At 51.4% G+C, this 18,078-nt stretch carries 10 protein-coding genes; all 10 read left to right on the top strand.

Annotated features, from left to right (window positions below):
* The first annotated feature begins 1 nt into the window (after position 1).
* The 10 genes from ACFSUS_RS20590 to ACFSUS_RS20545 all read left to right on the top strand — a co-directional run bounded on the left by ACFSUS_RS20590 (position 2) and on the right by ACFSUS_RS20545 (position 18,078).
* Entirely contained in the window at positions 2-2,662 is a 2,661-nt protein-coding gene (locus ACFSUS_RS20590; RefSeq protein ID WP_381525633.1) for a permease prefix domain 2-containing transporter, read from the top strand.
* A gap of 30 nt (positions 2,663-2,692) precedes the next feature.
* Positions 2,693-3,070: a hypothetical protein gene (locus ACFSUS_RS20585; RefSeq protein ID WP_381525632.1), complete on the top strand. Its 378-nt coding sequence runs from the start codon at positions 2,693-2,695 to the stop codon at positions 3,068-3,070.
* 3 nt (positions 3,071-3,073) lie between these two features.
* Positions 3,074-5,701: an ABC transporter permease gene (locus tag ACFSUS_RS20580; protein ID WP_381525631.1), complete on the top strand. Its 2,628-nt coding sequence runs from the start codon at positions 3,074-3,076 to the stop codon at positions 5,699-5,701.
* Positions 5,702-5,787: 86 nt separating this feature from the next.
* Entirely contained in the window at positions 5,788-8,397 is a 2,610-nt protein-coding gene (locus ACFSUS_RS20575) for an ABC transporter permease (RefSeq protein ID WP_381525630.1), read from the top strand.
* Between the two features lie 75 nt (positions 8,398-8,472).
* Positions 8,473-11,091, top strand: a complete 2,619-nt coding sequence (locus ACFSUS_RS20570) for an ABC transporter permease (protein WP_381525629.1) — start codon at positions 8,473-8,475, stop codon at positions 11,089-11,091.
* Positions 11,092-11,176: 85 nt separating this feature from the next.
* Positions 11,177-13,846, top strand: coding sequence for an ABC transporter permease (locus ACFSUS_RS20565; RefSeq protein ID WP_381525628.1), 2,670 nt, complete (start codon positions 11,177-11,179; stop codon positions 13,844-13,846).
* Between the two features lie 235 nt (positions 13,847-14,081).
* The gene (locus tag ACFSUS_RS20560) at positions 14,082-14,435 is read left to right on the top strand and encodes a PadR family transcriptional regulator (RefSeq protein WP_381525627.1); all 354 of its coding nucleotides are present in this window, start codon (positions 14,082-14,084) and stop codon (positions 14,433-14,435) included.
* A gap of 41 nt (positions 14,436-14,476) precedes the next feature.
* Complete coding sequence (locus ACFSUS_RS20555) at positions 14,477-14,968, top strand: hypothetical protein (protein ID WP_381525626.1); 492 nt, start codon at positions 14,477-14,479, stop codon at positions 14,966-14,968.
* Positions 14,969-15,022: 54 nt separating this feature from the next.
* Positions 15,023-17,425, top strand: coding sequence for an ABC transporter permease (locus ACFSUS_RS20550; protein ID WP_381525625.1), 2,403 nt, complete (start codon positions 15,023-15,025; stop codon positions 17,423-17,425).
* Positions 17,426-17,751: 326 nt separating this feature from the next.
* Positions 17,752-18,078: a PadR family transcriptional regulator gene (locus ACFSUS_RS20545; protein ID WP_381525624.1), complete on the top strand. Its 327-nt coding sequence runs from the start codon at positions 17,752-17,754 to the stop codon at positions 18,076-18,078.

The following is an 18,078-nucleotide window of genomic DNA, read 5'->3' as shown; positions in this document are numbered from 1 at the left end:
CATGAAGCCGGACCGCCCAACCCCTCCGCGCGCAGCCGATCGCCTGCTCGAATGGTTCGTGGCTCCCCATCTACTGGAAACCTTACAAGGCGACCTGCACGAGGAGTTCGCTTACCAGGTCGAGCGCATTGGTGAGAGTCGGGCACAGTGGCGGTATTGGCGGGATGTGCTGGGCTTTGTCAGGCCCTATGTGATGAAGCGTGAGAAAAGTGAGTATTCAAACCCAACCAACGCAGATATGATTCGTTCCTATATCAAAATTGCCCTGCGGAACCTCTGGCGAAGCAAAGGTTATGCCGCCGTAAATGTGGTTGGCCTCTCGGTCGCCTTCTGCATCTGCCTGTTTTTGTTCCTTGTAGCTTACCGCCAGCTCACATTCGACTCGTTCCATAAAGACGGAGACCGGATTTTCCAGACGTACTTCTTTTCCAACGATCCCGATCGCGTCAGTCGGACGGGAGGAATGCCGCTTCCCCTCACACCAGCCTTAAAAGGTGAACACCCAGAGATTGAAGCTGCGGCCCGGGTCATGTCTGGGCGAACCAGTCTGGTTGAATACCGGGGAAAATATTTTGACAAGATGGTCGTCCAGACTGATCCTGACTTTCTAAAGCTGTTTTCCTTTCCCTTACTCAAGGGGAGCCGGGAGGTGGCATTACGTGACCTAAGCAGCATTGTCATCAGCGAAACAATGGCAAAAGCCGTGTTTGCCGATGAAGACCCGATTGGCAAGCGGCTACTGATTGGGAGCGACAAAAAGCAATACATCGTGACCGGGATTATTGCCGATTCGCCGGATAACTCCTCGATTCACTACGACGCGTTGGCTCGCATCGAAACTGCGCCAAATTACCAGAACGATAAGGACAGTTGGCAGGCTATTACGCATTGGGTGTTTATCAAAGTAGCGCCCCAGGTCGATCAGGCAGCTTTTGAAGCCCGGCTCAAGCCATTCACCCAGAAGTATTTCGCCGGCACCGTGCAAGACCTCATAAAGAAAGGAGCCAAGGCCGATGAGCGTGGGGATGTATTTGCGCTACGCTTACAGAAATTGGCCAATGTTCATTTCGACCGGGATGTGTCAGATGGCAAAGGAGCACCCATTGCCCTGATCTACGTCCTGATTGGCATTGCCGTTTTTATCCTGTCTATTGCCTGCATCAACTTCATCAACATGAGCATTGCCCGGTCGTTTACGCGAGCCAAAGAAGTGGGTGTGCGCAAGTCGCTGGGAGCGCTCAGGAACCAGTTATTTGTCCAGATATGGAGTGAATCGACGTTCATCTGTCTCCTTGGCTTTATCATTGGTGCCGCACTCATTTATCTGCTCATAGGCACGTTCAACAGTACGTTCCAGACCAAGTTTACCCTGACTCATGCGTTTCAACCGGGTTTTATTGCCTGGATGGTGGGCGTCTTTCTCCTGGTTACGCTCGTGGCCGGTGGTTACCCGGCCTGGCAAATGGCCAAGTTCAATGCAGTGGAGGTGTTGAAGGGTAAGGTGTCGCTGAAACGTCCGGGTCTGCTACGTAATTCGCTTATTGTTACGCAGTTCGCCATGTCTACCCTATTGGCCTGCTGCACGATCATTGCCATTCAGCAAGTGGATTACATGCGCCAGCAACCGGTTGGCTTTGATAAAGAACAGGTCATCAGCATTCCGGTCGGAAATCAGGCGAATGGTCGACAGGTGCTGGGTCGCCTGCGGAACAGGTTGGCCAACGACCCCACGGTGCTGGCCGTGACAGGCACAAGCATTAACCTCGGCAAAGGCAAAGACCGCGTTACGTCCCGAAGTACGTTCGGCTTTACCTACAAGGGCAAACAAATTGTGACCGACTGGCTGCTGGTTGATTACGATTACCTCAAGACCCTTAATATCAAGCCCCTGGCTGGCCGCGATTTCGACCCGGCTTATGCTGTCGATTCGGTGAATCGCGTGGTCGTTACCGAGAGTATGGCTAAACTAATCGACGCTAAGCACCCCATTGGTGCGTTCATCAAGGATGACTCCGATACGACAGGTTTGAAGACCGAAATCATTGGAGTAATTCCCGATTTTCACCTCTATTCGGTCGCCGACGAAGCCCGACCTATTGCCATGCATCTTTCCAACCGAGAGGACATTCATTACATCTTTGTTCGGGTCGCCACGCAGAGCTTGGCGCAGTCGATGGACAGGATGAAACAGATCTGGCGGGAAGTGGCCCCTCAATCTGAATTTTTAGGCTCGTTCCTCGACGAAAACGTGGACGGCTGGTACCAGAATGAAGAAGCCATGTCGAAGATTTTTAGCCTGGCTGCCAGTATAGCCATGTTGCTTTCGTGCCTAGGCCTGTTCGCCATAGCGCTGTTGGTTATTGAGCAACGTACTAAAGAGATTGGTATCCGAAAGGTGCTCGGGGCCAGCGTACCAAATATCGTCGTTACGTTGTCGCGGGACTTCGTCAAGCTTGTACTCATTGCCCTAGCCATTGCGGTCCCTTTGGCCTGGCTTGGTATGCAGAAGTGGCTGGACAACTACGCCGAGCGCATTACCATCAGTATCTGGATTTTTGTAGGGGTTGGCGTTGCGGCCATTCTGGTAGCGCTAGCTACGGTCAGCTTTCACAGCATTAAAGCCGCCCTGATGAACCCCGTCAAGTCCTTACGGTCCGAGTAAATATTCCTTGTGCGCTAAAACAATCCGCGAATGAAACGCCTGCTCATCCTCCTGCTCCTCAGCGTGAGTACCATAGTAACCACCCGACCATCTACCTCATCGAGGGTGAAGACACGCATCTCGGATGATGGCCGAATACTGTCCATTCAAATTGACGGCTTTTCGGACCGACGAACGATTCATTACAACCGCTCATTTAACGTAGTGGACATGAACCGGCTTGAAGTAGACCTGCTTACGTTCCGTGTCTTTTCGTCCCAGGGAGTAACACCACCATTCGACCAGATGTCGTCGTTACTACTTGCCGCGCTGGGGCTGAGCCTATTCATTATCACGTTGTTGATCGTAGTCTATCGGCAGAAAAGATCGGCCCTGATGAATCCAGTCAAGTCACTCCGTAGCGAGTAAGCCATGAAGCACAACCGCCCTAAGCCCCAAGCCCCCCCGCGTTTAGCCGACCGCCTACTGGCATGGTTTGTGGCCCCGCATCGGCTGGAAACCCTGCAAGGCGACCTCCACGAGGAGTTTGCTTACCAGGTCGAGCGCGTGGGTGAACGGCGGGCGCGGTGGCGGTACTGGCGAGAGGTACTGGGGTTCGTGAGGCCCTATGTAATGAAACGTAACCCTGAACACTATTCAACTCCAACTTACACCGGTATGCTACGCTCCTATCTCAAAATTGCCTTTCGTAACCTGGCTCGAAACAAGGCTTTTTCGGTCATTAACCTGCTAGGCTTGTCCACAGGCATCACGGTATGTCTGATGATCTTTCTATTTATCATGAATGAGTTCAGCGTAGATGATTTTCACAAACACGGAAAATCTATCTACCGCGTGATGCGTGGTATCCCACATGAGGGCAAAGAAGTAGCCGTCTCGTACCTATCGGGCCCTTACGCCCCTGCGTTGCTGAACGATTTCAGGGGGCAAATTACTCAGGCGGTACGAGTCAACCCGACCGATGCGCTGGTAACTTACCAGGACAAATCATTTCACGAGCGAAAAATCATTGATGCCGACCCTAACTTTTTCACGTTCTTTTCTTTCCCGCTGCTCAAAGGCGATCCCGCTACGGTATTGCTCGAACCGGCGAGTGTCGTGCTCACCGAGTCAACGGCCCAAAAATACTTTGGTAGCGTCGACAACGCCATGGGTAAAATTATTAAAATCGATAACAATCTACCCGTCAAAGTCACCGGTATTGCTCAGGACGTACCCGCTAATTCTCACCTAAACTTTGACTTAGTGATCCCCCTGGAAAATTACAAAGACCGGGGTTGGATGACCCGCTGGATCAACAACGCCCTTTACACCTATGTGAAACTGGGCCCAATGATCAGTGAAGAACAGGTTGAGCGAAATTTCCCCCGCTTTATGGATAACCACATGGGGTTGATTATGAAGCAGTCGGGCTTTCATTTCAGTCTATCCCTCACGCCCTTGCACGACGTTTACTTTGAGCAGGGGGCCTTCGATGGGGCCAAACATGGCGACAAACAGGTGGTGTATATCTTTCTATCGATTGCTATTCTGATTTTACTCGTGGCCTGCATCAATTTCATGAACCTGTCGACGGTTCGGGCGGTGGAGCGGTCGAAGGAAATTGGCGTGCGGAAAGTCTTAGGGGCTATCAAAGGGCATCTGGTATGGCAGTTTATTGGCGAGTCGCTGCTACTGACAAGCCTCTCGTGCGTGCTGTCAGTGGTCCTGCTGACGTTAAGTTTCCCTTTTTACAAACAACTACTGGGCTACCCCTTGAACCTAGCCGTTTATGCCCTACCAATCGGGTTGTTTCTAGTCGGGATTATCCTGGTAGCAGGTTTCTTGTCGGGCAGTTATCCCGCGTTTGTCTTAGCGGCCTTCTCACCTATCCAGGCGCTGAAAGGTAAACTACGGCTGGGCAAAGGCGGCATTTCGTTGCGGCAAATGCTGGTGATCGTGCAATTCACGATCTCGATACTACTTATGCTCGGGACGGCTATCGGAACACGACAGATGAGCTACCTCAAAAACAAACAGCTTGGGTATAACAAAGAGCAAACGTTAGTAATCCCAATCGATAACGGGGACATCTACAACTTCATGCTGAACCATAAACCGGAATTACTTGCTCAAAGCCGAATAGAAGCCGTTTCGATGATGTCGGGTGAGCCAGGTGGCTTTTTCGATGGGCATATGTTTGATGTAGAAGCGCATCCCAACCGATGGAAAGCCCGAACCGAGTTTGCGGATTTCGATTATGTGAAAACTATGGGGTTAAAGCTGATTGCAGGCCGGAACTTTTCGCCCCAGTATGCCAGCGACACAGCCCGGGCTGTTTTGATCAATCGAACGGCCGCTAATAGACTAGGCTGGACTCCGGACGAAGCCATTGGCAAGTGGCTGAAGAATACCACGCAAGACAGCACTAACCGCACGATCATTGGGGTGGTAGAGGACTTCAATTTTTTGTCTTTGAAAGAAGTCATCGAGCCGCTGGTGATTGCGCCCAACCCCGACGACCGACGAGCCGCCCTGATTCGGCTGAGACCCGGCAACCTGCCCGCTACGGTTGAAACCATCCGGCAGTTATACGCCAAAACGCGGCCGTCTTATCCGTTCGAGTACCACTTCCTCGACCAGCAATTTGACCAGATGTATCAAGCCGACCTGCGCCAGCAAACGATTTTGAGTGGTTTCGCTGGCTTGGCCATATTCATCGCGTGCCTAGGTTTGTTTGGCTTAGCCTCATTTTCAGCCCAGCAGCGCACCAAAGAAATTGGCGTGCGGAAAGTCTTAGGGGCATCGGTAGGCAGTATTGTAAGCCTGCTCTCCAGCGATTTTCTCAAACCAGTAGGCATTGCCATTTTAATAGCCAGCCCGATTGCCTGGTACGCCATGAATCAATGGCTACAAAACTTCGCCTACCACATTGACATTGAATGGTGGGTGTTTGCCCTGGCCGGTATAGTAGCGGTAGGCATTGCCCTCCTGACGGTCAGTTCACAAGCTATCAAAGCAGCCCTAACAAATCCGGTTAAGTCATTACGGAGTGAGTAAATAGCTTGGAGATGAGGGCCTGGGGCGAAGGGTAACACCAAGTCCGGCTCTGCGCCCTAAGCCCAGCACCCCCAAACCCTATGCCTATGAGCCCCATGCCCCCTACCCCACCGCGTACCGCCGACCGCCTACTCGAGTGGTTCGTGGCTCCTCACCGGCTGGAGACCCTGCAAGGCGACCTGCACGAAGAGTTTGCCTACCAGGTCGAGCGCATAGGTCTTCGCTGGGCGCGATGGCGCTACTGGCGGGATGTACTGGGCTTTGTCAGGCCCTATGTCATCAAGCGTAAAACCCAAGAATACTCAACCCCTTTCTTACTCAGTCCTGTTATGCTACGTAATTATTTGAAAACCGCCTGGCGCAGTCTGGTGAATAATCGATTTTATTCACTCATCAACATGACGGGTCTGACCGCTGGGTTAGCCGTTGGACTACTGATTTTATTTTGGGTGCAGGATGAGCTTAGCTTTGACCGGTTTCACCACCAGGCCAGCAACATCTACCGACTCGAAAACTGGGCAGGCACCGGAAGTAGTCGCCAAATCTGGACGACCACCGTCGCGCCCATCGCGGAACTTGGCAAACGGGAGCTGCCCGAAATAAAGGACGCCATTCGGATCGCCTACAATGGAGCATACACCCTGTTCAAATACAAGGACAAGGTTTTTAACGAAGAGCATTCGTCATTTACCGACCCATCCTTGTTTTCGGTATTTGATTTCAACTTGATTCAGGGCAATCCAGCAAAACCCTTTCCTGATAACCACTCTGTTATTCTGACCGAGACTACCGCAAGGCATTATTTTGGTAATGAAAACCCAATAGGTAAAGTACTAGCTGCCAACGACAAGACCTACTTTAAGGTAAGTGGAGTTATCCGGGATTTCCCCAAAAATTCGAGCATTAACGGCGACCTGTTTTTGCCCATGCAGCTCCTGTTTAAAAACATGTATCAGGACAGAAAGGATGGAAAGTCTATGGATAGTGACTTCTTGCAGTTCATGTATGAAACGTATCTACTGCTCCAACCAGGCACGTCAACCAACGCCTTGAGCGATAAACTGCGGAAGATTCACCTGCGAAACAAACCCGACGATACGGACCTCTCCTACCTGCTTCAGCCCCTGACCGACATGCATCTTTACCGGGCTGACGGCTCAGAAGGTGGCATCGAAACGGTCAGGATGTTTTCTATTATCGCCCTGCTGATCCTAGCCATTGCCTGCATCAACTACGTCAACCTCTCCACGGCCCGTTCGTTGCTACGCTCCAAAGAAATCAGTATGCGTAAAATTGTCGGCGCAGCCCGCAGTCAGCTGTTCTTACAATTCCTGCTGGAAACCGCGCTGCTTTTTTCTATCGCTGCTGTCCTGGCCATTGGGTTGATGTATGGATTGCTCCCCCTGTACAATCAAGTCTCAGGCAAAGAGCTTGTCCTGAATTTCTCTGATTACCACCTGTGGCAGCTGATTGGTCTGACCATTGTCGGAACGCTGGCCGCGTCGAGCATCTATCCGGCCATATTGCTCTCTTCGTTCGAACCCCTCAAAGCGCTGAAGGGGAAAGTATCGTCGCGGCTTAGTGAAGCCAGCTTCCGGAAAGTGCTGGTTGTGGTCCAGTTTGCGGTTTCGGTGATTCTGATTGCGGGGACATTCGTTATCAGCAACCAACTGCAATACATTCGCTCGAAGGAACTGGGTTATGAGAAAGCCCACGTGTTCGGGTTGTTCATGCGGGACATGGGTAAACATTACGATGCCGTAAAAGCCGATCTATTAAACCAACCCGGTGTCACGGCGGTCACGCGAGCCAGTTCGAACATTGTCAGCCTCGGTGGCCAAACCGGCGATAATGACTGGGACGGCAAAGAACAGGGCGAAACCATGTTTATGCGGCCGGTAGCCATCGATAAAGACTTTATTCCCTTCTTCAAGATGAAGTTGCTGCAAGGCAACAATTTTACGGGTGCTGCAACGGATTCTCTGCATTTTATTCTGAACGAAACGGCAGTAAAGGCCGCGCGCATCAAGAATCCCATTGGCAAGCGATTTAGGCTCCAGAAACATAATGGCACCATTGTTGGCGTCGTTAAAGACTTCCATTTTGCCTCTATGCGGCAGAAAATAGAGCCCGCTATTTTTTACTACGCACCGGAGCAAATGTACGCGCTTTACGTCAAGACAACTGGCAAAAATGCGGAACAAGCGATTGCCGCAACCGAGCGTTCGTGGAAGCAATACAATGCAGATTACCCGTTTAGCTACACCTTTCTGAACGAATCGTTTAACAACCTCTATAAGTCGGAGCAGCAATCTGGACTACTGTTCAACGTCTTTGCCTCCATTGCCATTCTCATTTCCTGCTTGGGCCTGTTCGGTTTAGCCACCTACACGGCCCAGGTCCGGACCCGCGAGATTGGCGTTCGTAAAGTACTCGGGGCCAGCGTAACGGGCATTATTCAGTTGTTAGCTACAGATTTCATAAAACTAGTCCTCATTGCCGTGATCATTGCCGTTCCGGTGGCTTGGTTTACAATGAGCCGATGGCTGGAAGATTTTGCTTATCGCATTGATATACAATGGTGGATATTCGCCTTAGCCGGCATATTAGCTCTAGCCATTGCCCTATTAACGGTCAGCTACCAGAGTATTAGGGCGGCCTTGATGAACCCGGTTAAGTCCTTACGTAGTGAGTAAATCGCGGGGCTATGGGCATGGGGCGAAGGGTACAACCAGGCCCCAGCCTTCGCCCCATGCCCATAGCCCTATACCATGAGCCCCAAGCCTAAAACCCCTCCGCCATTAGCCGACCGCCTACTCGAGTGGTTCGTGGCTCCGCATCTGCTGGAAAGCCTGCAAGGCGACCTGCACGAGGAGTTTGCTTACCAGGTCGAGCGCATAGGTCTTCGCCGGGCGCGATGGCGCTACTGGCGGGATGTACTGGGCTTCATCAGGCCCTATGTCATTAAGCGTAAAAAGCGTGAGTATTCAACCCTAACCAATACCGATATGATCCGAAGTTATTTTACCATCGCCTTCCGAAACATGTCCCGCAACAAAGGCTATTCGGCTATTAACATCGTTGGCTTATCCGTAGGTATGGCGGTGGCCATGCTAATCGGCTTGTGGGTTTGGGACGAACTAGCTTACGACAAGTACCACGCCAACTACGACCGCATTGCGCGGGTGATGCAGCACCACACGTTCAACGGAGCGACCAGCACAACGCCAGCCACACCTCTTCCCATGCGGGCCGCTTTGCAGAACGAGTATGGCAATTATTTCAGCCACATCGTCCTATCATCATGGACGGAAGAATATATTCTGGCGTGCGGGCCAAATAAGTTCACAAAAAAAGGTAACTACGTAGAACCGAACTTTCCGCAGATGTTTTCGCTCAAGATGTTGAGAGGAACGCAGAACGGGCTTGATAATCCTACGTCTATTTTACTGTCCGAGTCAGTGGCAAAGGCGTTGTTTGGCGGGACCGATCCACTAAACAAACTCGTTAAGGTTAGTAATAAGCATTATCTCAAGGTTACCGGTGTCTATGAAGACTTACCGTATAATACTGAGTTCAGGGACGTATCATTCCTACTTCCCTGGAAGCTGTACATTGAAGAGGCACCTTGGGTGAAACGGTCAGAGACAAACTGGGGTAACAACTCTTTTCATCTGCTGGTCCAGATTGCGCCCAACACCAGCTTCGAGCAGGTCACAGCCAAAATCGAGCGCATTAAGGCTCGGCACGATAAAGAGGAAGCTAAGTTCGACCCCAAAGCGTTTCTTCACCCAATGAGCCGCTGGCATTTGTACTCCGAATGGGAGAACGGCGTATCAGTACGCGGTCGTATTCAATTCGTGTGGTTGTTTGGCATTATTGGCGTGTTCGTGTTACTGCTGGCCTGCATCAACTTTATGAACCTGAGCACCGCCCGTTCTGAGAAGCGAGCCAAAGAGGTTGGCATTCGCAAGGCGGTGGGTTCGGTACGTAGTCAGTTAGTCAACCAGTTTTTGAGCGAATCGCTACTGGTGACCACAATTGCCTTTGGCCTAGCGTTGCTGCTCGTGCAATTACTTCTGCCGTGGTTCAACGAGCTTGCCGACAAAAAGACGGTTGTTCTGTGGAGCAACCCGTTATTCTGGGTGCTTGCCGTTGGATTTACGCTACTTACCGGCTTATTAGCTGGCAGCTATCCGGCGCTATATCTGTCAGGCTTTCAACCCGTCAAAGTCTTGAAGGGCACATTCCGGGCTGGACGGTTTGCCTCGGTGCCTCGTAAGGTCTTGGTCGTTACGCAATTTACCGTGTCGATAACGCTCATCATCGGTACCATCATCATCTTTCGCCAGATTCAACACGCTAAAAACCGACCCATTGGCTACGACCGGACTGGTCTGTTATCGATTCGAATGAACACGGCGGACCTCCACGATCATTACGACGCTATCCGCAATGATCTATTGCAAACCAGTGCTATTATTAACATGGCCGAATCGTCAAGTCCAACCTCTGAAGTTTGGGGCAGCGACGCTAGTTTCGACTGGAAGGGCAAAGACTCCAATAAACTGGGCGATTTTGGCACCGTTGGAATCACGCATGAATACGGCAAAACCGTTGGCTGGCAGTTTAAGCAAGGCCGTGACTTTTCACGCGGCTTTTCGACGGATACACTCGGCATAGTCGTCAACGAAAGTGCCGCTAAGTTCATGGGCATGAAAGAACCCGTCGGCGAATACATCAAGTGGAATGGCAAGACTTACACAATCATCGGTGTAATCAAGGACGTGGTGATGGGGTCTCCCTTTACGCCAATCCAACCAACCATATTTTTGCTTGATGAAGACTGGGCTTCGTTCATTCATGTCAAGATTAATCCACACCTGAGTGCCAGTGAGGCCCTTGCTAAAATTGAGCCTGTTTTTAAAAAATACAATCCTGGCAGTCCGTTCGAATTTAAGTTTGCCAGCGACGAATACGACCATAAGTTTCGCGCCGAAGAGCGTATTGGTCATCTATCTACCGTCTTTGCCATTCTGGCAATCTTTATCTCTTGCCTGGGCCTGTTTGGACTAGCTTCGTTCATAGCCGAGCAACGAACCAAGGAGATTGGTGTGCGAAAAGTGCTGGGCGCTTCGGTGTTCAATCTGTGGCAATTACTGTCTAAAGACTTTATCAGACTTATCTGCATTGCATTACTGCTGGCTTCCCCAATCGCCTACTATTTCATGGGGGGCTGGTTGCAACAGTATCAATACCGGGCTGACATTTCCTGGTGGATTTTTGCCGCAGCAGGTGCTGGCGTTTTACTCATCACCTTGTTAACCGTCAGTTTTCAGAGCCTTAGAGCTGCGTTGATGAATCCGGTGAAGTCCTTACGTAGTGAGTAATTGGCTGGGGGCATGGGGCGAAGGATAACACCAAGCCGTGCTCCCAGCCCCCAGCCCTTCGCCCCATGCCCCCAGCCCTATGCCTATGAACCCAAAGCTCCCTACCGGATCGCCGGACCGCCCAACCCCACCGCGTACCGCCGACCGTCTGTTGGAGTGGTTCGTGGCTCCGCACTTGCTGGAAACCCTGCAAGGTGACCTGCACGAGCAGTTTGCGTACCAGCTTCAGCGCGTAGGTGAGCGCCGGGCGCGGTGGCGCTACTGGCGGGATGTGCTGGGCTTTGTGCGGCCCTATGTGATTAAACGTAATAAGAGTGAGTATTCTCAACCTTCTTTTCTGAACCCCAGTATGATCCGTAATTATCTGACCGTCGCCCGGCGGAATCTTATCAACCAAAAAGTATATAGTTTATTAAATCTGTCAGGATTAAGTCTGGGGCTCACCTGCGTGCTGGTCATTACGTTGTACCTCAAAAATGAACTTACCTATGATGGTTTTCATGACAAGGCCGACCGCATTTACCGTTTAACGACCACGACGACGAACGCTGCTGGAACGGAGATCAAAAACCAGACAGGCAACTCGGGTGCCATTCAAGGACCGACGTTTGCAGCTAACATTCCCGAAATCGAGTCAGCGACACGCATACAAGGCGTTTTCTTTAACGTCCGCCGGGGCAACGATGGGTTTTACCAGAACGCCCACTACGTAGACGATACCATCTTTGAGACGTTTTCATTACCACTTATTGAAGGCACACCCCAGTCAGCATTCCCAGCGGTTAATTCAATTGTACTGACCGAAGACGGTGCCAGGAAGTATTTCGGTACTACCCACGCATTAGGCCAGACGCTTAGTCTGGAAATCAACGGTAAATTCGAGCCGTTTGTAGTTTCGGGCGTAGCCCAGAATCCGCGCCCAAACTCGTCCGTACAATTCGAGATGCTCTTGCCGTTCAAGCATTATGAAAGCAAATACAAAGACCAGGATTGGCTTAATGTGTATCTAGCGACCTTCCTGGTGCTCCGGCCAGATGCATCGCCCGCAGCGGTAGAGCAGAAGATGGCACGCGTTTTCAACAGCCTGGGTCGTGAACAGGTAGTCAAAGCAACTCGGGAACGGGGGAATGTCGAACAGCTGCGATTTGGCCTTCAGTCCCTTACGGATATTCACCTAACCTTGGCCTACGGCGGAGGCAACGACATCGCATTGCCAACCAATCCCACGACGTTGTACTTGCTGGGTGGCATTGCCGCCTTTATACTGATCATCGCCTGTATCAACTTCGTGAACCTGACAGTCGCTCGTTCCCTGCGACGCGCCCGCGAGGTAGGTGTGCGCAAGGTAATGGGAGGACAACGCGTGCAGCTAATGGCCCAGTTTCTTGGCGAATCGTTTCTGTTAAGTACCCTCGCGTTTGCCCTATCCCTGGGATTCACCCAGCTATCTTTGCCTTTTTTTAACGGAATTTCGGGCAAAAGTCTCAACCTATCGTACTTGTTCGATACTCAGTTGGTGCTCTTATATGTAGGTTTATTGATCATGACCGCATTACTGGCCGGATCGTATCCCGCCTTCATACTGTCGCGGTTCAACCCGGCGCGAGTACTGTATGGTCGGGTTGGTTTCCAAGGCAAAAACTACCTCAGCCAGGGGTTGGTTGTGGTGCAGTTTGCCTTATCGGTTTTCCTGATCGTTGCCACGCTGGCCGTTTTTGCTCAGTTCGACTTTCTGACGACAAGAGACCTTGGATATAGTCCAAACCATTTGGTTCGCATAGAATTGCCTTCACTACGTAATGGCAACGACAACTTCGCGCGTCTATTCAAGCAAAAGCTCGCCAACCAGCCCGGTATTGTTAACGTAGCTACAAAGAACTGGCTTGACGAGTACACCAGTGCACGAGCCAGCAATAAGTCAATTGACGTCAATTACCTCCGTATTGACGAGAACTACCTTCCAACGCTGGGCATTCATATAGCTCGGGGCCGGAACTTCTCCCCGAGCTACACTTCGGACACGCTCGACAACGCATTGGTTAATGAAACCTTCGCACGAGAAGCCGGGTGGAAAAATCCGCTGACGCAGCAAGTCATCATACCCGAACTCAACAATAAAGTGTATCGGGTTGTCGGTGTTGTGAAAGACTATCACTTTTCATCGCTGCACGAAAAGATTAAGCCGCAGGTTTTTGTGGGTGACGATGACCGCGCGCCTTTTGGCGAGGTTTGGGTAAAAATCCGGCCCGAAAACGTGGCCCGGACAATGGCCCTGCTTGACAAGACGTACCGAGAAGTCGTTCCGCAGCACTATTACCATTACCAGTTTCTGGATTCGGTTCTGGCCAAGCAATATGAAGAGGAGACCCGGTTACGGCAGATCGTTACGTGGGCGGCTGGTCTGTGTCTGTTTATCTCCTGTCTTGGACTGTTCGGTATTGCTACGTTCTCCGCCGAACGACGCACGAAAGAAATTGGGGTTCGAAAAGTACTGGGCGCTTCAACCGAAGAAATCGCCACCCTGCTCTCCCGCGATTTAGTGAGGTTGATTGTTTTAGCCCTATTTATTGCTATGCCAGTCGCCTGGTGGTCGCTCAATCAATGGCTAAACGTATATGCCTTCCATGTGAATCTAAGCATCTGGCTATTCCTTGGAGCTGCCTTTTTTGCCGTATCGATTGCCCTATTAACCGTCGGTTTTCAGAGCATCAAAGCCGCTCTGATGAACCCAGTAAAAAGCTTACGTAGTGAGTAAACACACAACTAGATAAAAACCATAAAGCTCTGTTTATCACAAGAAGCTTTATGGTTTTTATATGCCATCAAACGGCAAGAAGTCACGGGCGATTTTCGGTCGAACTCGTGTATCCCACAAAGAAACTTACAGCCTGGGGTTATCCTGTTCGCACAGGTTATGAAATATTATTTTTATATATAATTTTCTTATATATTTTTGTTTCAAATTAACGGTCAATGATTAACCAAGGCTTATGGATTCAGTTAATGGGGAATTTTTACGAGGAAACCTCAAGACGATAGTTCTTCGGTTACTGGCTCAACAAGGACGGATGTATGGGTACGAAATTACGCAGGCAGTCGAAGAACGTACCGGTGGAGAACTAACCCTTACATTTGGCGCCCTTTACCCAGTACTCCACAAACTGGAAGACGAGGGCTTACTGACTACACAAAGCCAGGAGGTCGACGGGCGACTTCGCAAATACTATCTGCTAACCCCAACCGGCAGTGCGCTATCAGCTCGAAAAGGCACTGATTTTGAACGTTTTGTCTACCTGATGCGATTACTCATGAATCCTGCGTCGGATATAACCTTCGGGCAATAATTCATAACTATTCTCCCTTCATTCATTCCTTTTCGTTAGCTATGAACAAACTATCTCCCGCTCAACTGAACCGCTTAGTGCAAGAGATTCAGCACTGCAAGCCACATCAGGCGTTGCACGCCGAACTTCTGGACCATATAGCCTCCCTGATTGAGCAGCGGATGGATCAGGGGCAAGATTTTCCGACTGCCTTTGAGCAAGTCATGCAGCAGGCTAATCCGCTGGCCCTGCACCAGTTGAAACAACTATACATCCGAGAGTTTAGCGGTCCGTTTGCAACCGCTGCACGATTTAGGGTAAGGCCCAAACGACGTCCAGCGACCAAACCTTTCCAATACATGTTCCTCTCCAACGGGCTCACGTTTTTGATCCTGATGGGTTTTCTGATCGTGGTGAGTCGCCCGTTAGCGATACCGATTGTGATTTTTCAAACCGCCTGGGTATTCGCCCTGGCGGCCTTATTAGGAATAGGCATGGTTCGGTGGTGGCTGAAGGGGCGCCCTCGTAAACCTAAGTCATTCGCCATCGCTTGACCCTGCCGTTAACGATTTCTGCTAGATTTTTCATCCTTACCAATCCCTTTTCTGATGGTTGTTCACTACCTCAAGGTGGCCCGGCGTCAGTTGTGGCAAAGCTGGCCTGTCAATTTGGTTAGCTTACTAGGACTGGCCGTGGGCTTAACCAGTGGCCTGATCATTTTCCTGGTGGTCAATTACATGTTCAGCTTTGACCGCTACCATCCGCATCTGGATCGTGTATATTGGCTAGTCACCGACGTGAAAGGCGAAACAACCATGCCCACGGATGCCGCCCCTCGCCCACTAGCCGACGTACTCCGGCGCGACTATTCGTTTGTCGAAAGTGCGGTTCGTTTAGAGACGTTTTATGGGCGGAGCCTAAGTGTCTCGAATGGCAAGGGCGGTTGGGTGAAAAAGTTTGCCGAAGCGCGTACCGTCTGCTTTACCGAACCTCAATACTTCACCATATTCGGTGTAGAGTGGGTAAGCGGCAACCCAAAAACAGCGCTGGCGGCTCCCAACGCGATTGTCCTTAGTGAACGCTACGCCCGCAAATATTTCGATACCGCACCCGCCCTGGGGCGAACCCTGCGGCTGGACAACCGGGTAGACCTGACCGTTACAGGTATCGTAAAAGATCCACCCGCCAATACTCAGCTTCGTTATGATGCCTTCGTTTCCTATGCCACTATTTCGGTGCTCGACGGGCCGTCCGCGCTGGCCGACTGGCAGGGCCTGCAAGCGATGTGCTTTGTGCGGCTTCGGAAAGGGGTCGACCCGATCTTACTCCATCAGAGCTTACCAGCCATTCGGCGCAAGTATCTACCAGCCAGGGAAGCCGCTCATTTTGACTATCAGGTGTTACCCCTGGCCGAGCTCAATCATGAGCGTAGTGGTACGGCTCCACGGCCGATCCTTTATACCCTGATTGCGGTCGGTATGCTTCTGGTGATAGCGGGCTGTATCAACTTTATTAATCTGGCCACCGCCCGGGCGCTGAAACGAGCGCGGGAAGTTGGAGTTCGTAAAGTGATGGGCAGCACGCAAGGGCAACTAATCGGTCAGTTTATGCTGGAAACAACCCTACTGGTCATCCTGGCCATGCTGGTAGCACTCCTGTTGACCCAATTGAGTTTGCCGTTTGTCAATCAAACCTTAGCCGCTAACATCGAGATGCTCCAGCCGAACCTCTCCATTATGGACGTGGTCCAGCGCCGGGCCCTGGCATGGTTCCTAAGCTTACTCATCGGGGTTATCCTGCTTTCGGGATTGTACCCAGCGTTCGTACTAGCCCGTTTCAATCCAGCCAAAGCACTGACGAATCAACTGACAACGCGGATGAAGGGTAAGCTAACGGTTCGACAAGGGCTTGTCTGGGGCCAGTTTGTACTGATGCAATTGTTTATCCTGAGTGTACTGGTTATCACCACGCAGCTCCGGCACATGCAGCAAGCCCCGTGGGGTTTTCAGTACGAATCGATCCTAGCCGTTTTTTTACCCCAGCATAGTCCTGCCCCCCTTTCGACCCTACGCGAGCAGTGGGGGCAAATTCCAGGCGTCGAGCAAGTTGCCTTCGGCAGCGACGTCCCCGCGTCAGCTTATAACCGGCCCAGTCCGTTCAGTTATCATACGACCACCGAGCCCGAACCGTTTGAGACGAGGGTTCGGGCGATTGATGCGCATTACCTGTCGGTTTTCGGCTTATCGCTAGTGGCAGGTCGCAACGTTCGATCTACCGATACGACGGGTCATGATGCACTGGTGAATGAAACGATGGTAAAGCGGCTGGGCGTTTCCTCGCCAGCTGCCGTGCTGGGAAAACCGATTCGCGTGAAAGACGCGGAACGGGTCATCGTCGGCGTTGTGCGGGATTTTCGCAGCGGTGATTTACACCAACCCATTCTACCCATCACGCTAATCCATGACCTTCCGCATAGCCGGGTAGCCATGATCCGCCTGACCCCCACGCACGCTGGTCAGACCCGCCGGGCCATTCAGCAGGTTTGGGACAAGGTATTGCCTGATCAGGTTTATCATCCAGAAGACCTCACTGATTTGATGGCAAGCTTTACGGCCACCGATCGGTTACTGGCCAACTTGGTCGAGGCCTTCGCTTTGGTAGCTATTGGGCTGAGTTGCCTGGGTTTGTACGGCCTGGTTACGTTTCTGACTGAGGCCAAAGCAAAAGAAATTGGTGTTCGTCGAGTACTGGGGGCCCGAACGGCACAACTCCTATGGTTGTTGGGCCGTGAATTTGGCAAGTCATTAGGTCTCGGCTTTCTGGTAGCGGCCCCCGTGGGAGTATGGCTGCTCTCGGCTTGGTTAGAGCAGTACACCTACCGGATATCCGTGAACGGATGGTTGCTAGCAGGTACCCTCCTACTGACGGGCCTGATAACCGCTTTGACCGTTTCACGTCAAGCGCTAAAAGCGGCCCGTTCAAATCCGATTCACTATTTGAAAAGCGAATAAGATTAGCGGTGACTGAGTTTGGCAAAAACCTGCGCCCGCAGGTGTCCCTGAGTTACGGCAAGGCGAGCCAGCCTGGCCCACCGCCAGCAACGAATTTCCGGCCCTGACGCGCGCTCATCACAGACCGTATCGCCAAGTGACGATTACTCGGTTCAGTAAAACTTCTCACTGTCCGCGACCGTACGAAACCTGTCCGTTTCTGGACATAATCCATTATCCTATATAACTCAAACACGCGTTTTTAGGCTACTACTGCCCGTTTCTTTGTTTGGCAAGGCATTTGTTTAGCAAAATATAAGCAAATACAGCAAGCCAGAATCGACCCTATGGGCAGATCCTATTTAGGTGAATTTGAGGAGTTGGTCTTACTGGCTGTAGCCGTGCTGGAAGGTCAGGCCTACGGCGTAACCATAGCCACCGAACTCAAGCAACGTACCAGCCGCACCATCAGCCTCAGTGGGGTACATATTGCCCTGTACCGATTAGAAGAGAAAGGCTTCGTGCGATCAGAGCTAGGTGGGGCGACGGCCGCCCGCGGTGGTCGACGGAAACGACTGTTCACGATCACAGCCGCCGGTAAACAAACGCTCGGCGAAATGCGCGAAGTACGTAACGAACTCTGGAACGCTATTCCTAAACCTTCCTGGTCGTAA

Origin of the sequence: Spirosoma soli (assembly GCF_042684525.1) — a bacterium.
In the GTDB taxonomy this organism is placed as follows: domain Bacteria; phylum Bacteroidota; class Bacteroidia; order Cytophagales; family Spirosomataceae; genus Spirosoma; species Spirosoma soli.
This window is presented reverse-complemented; position numbering and strand designations above follow the sequence as displayed.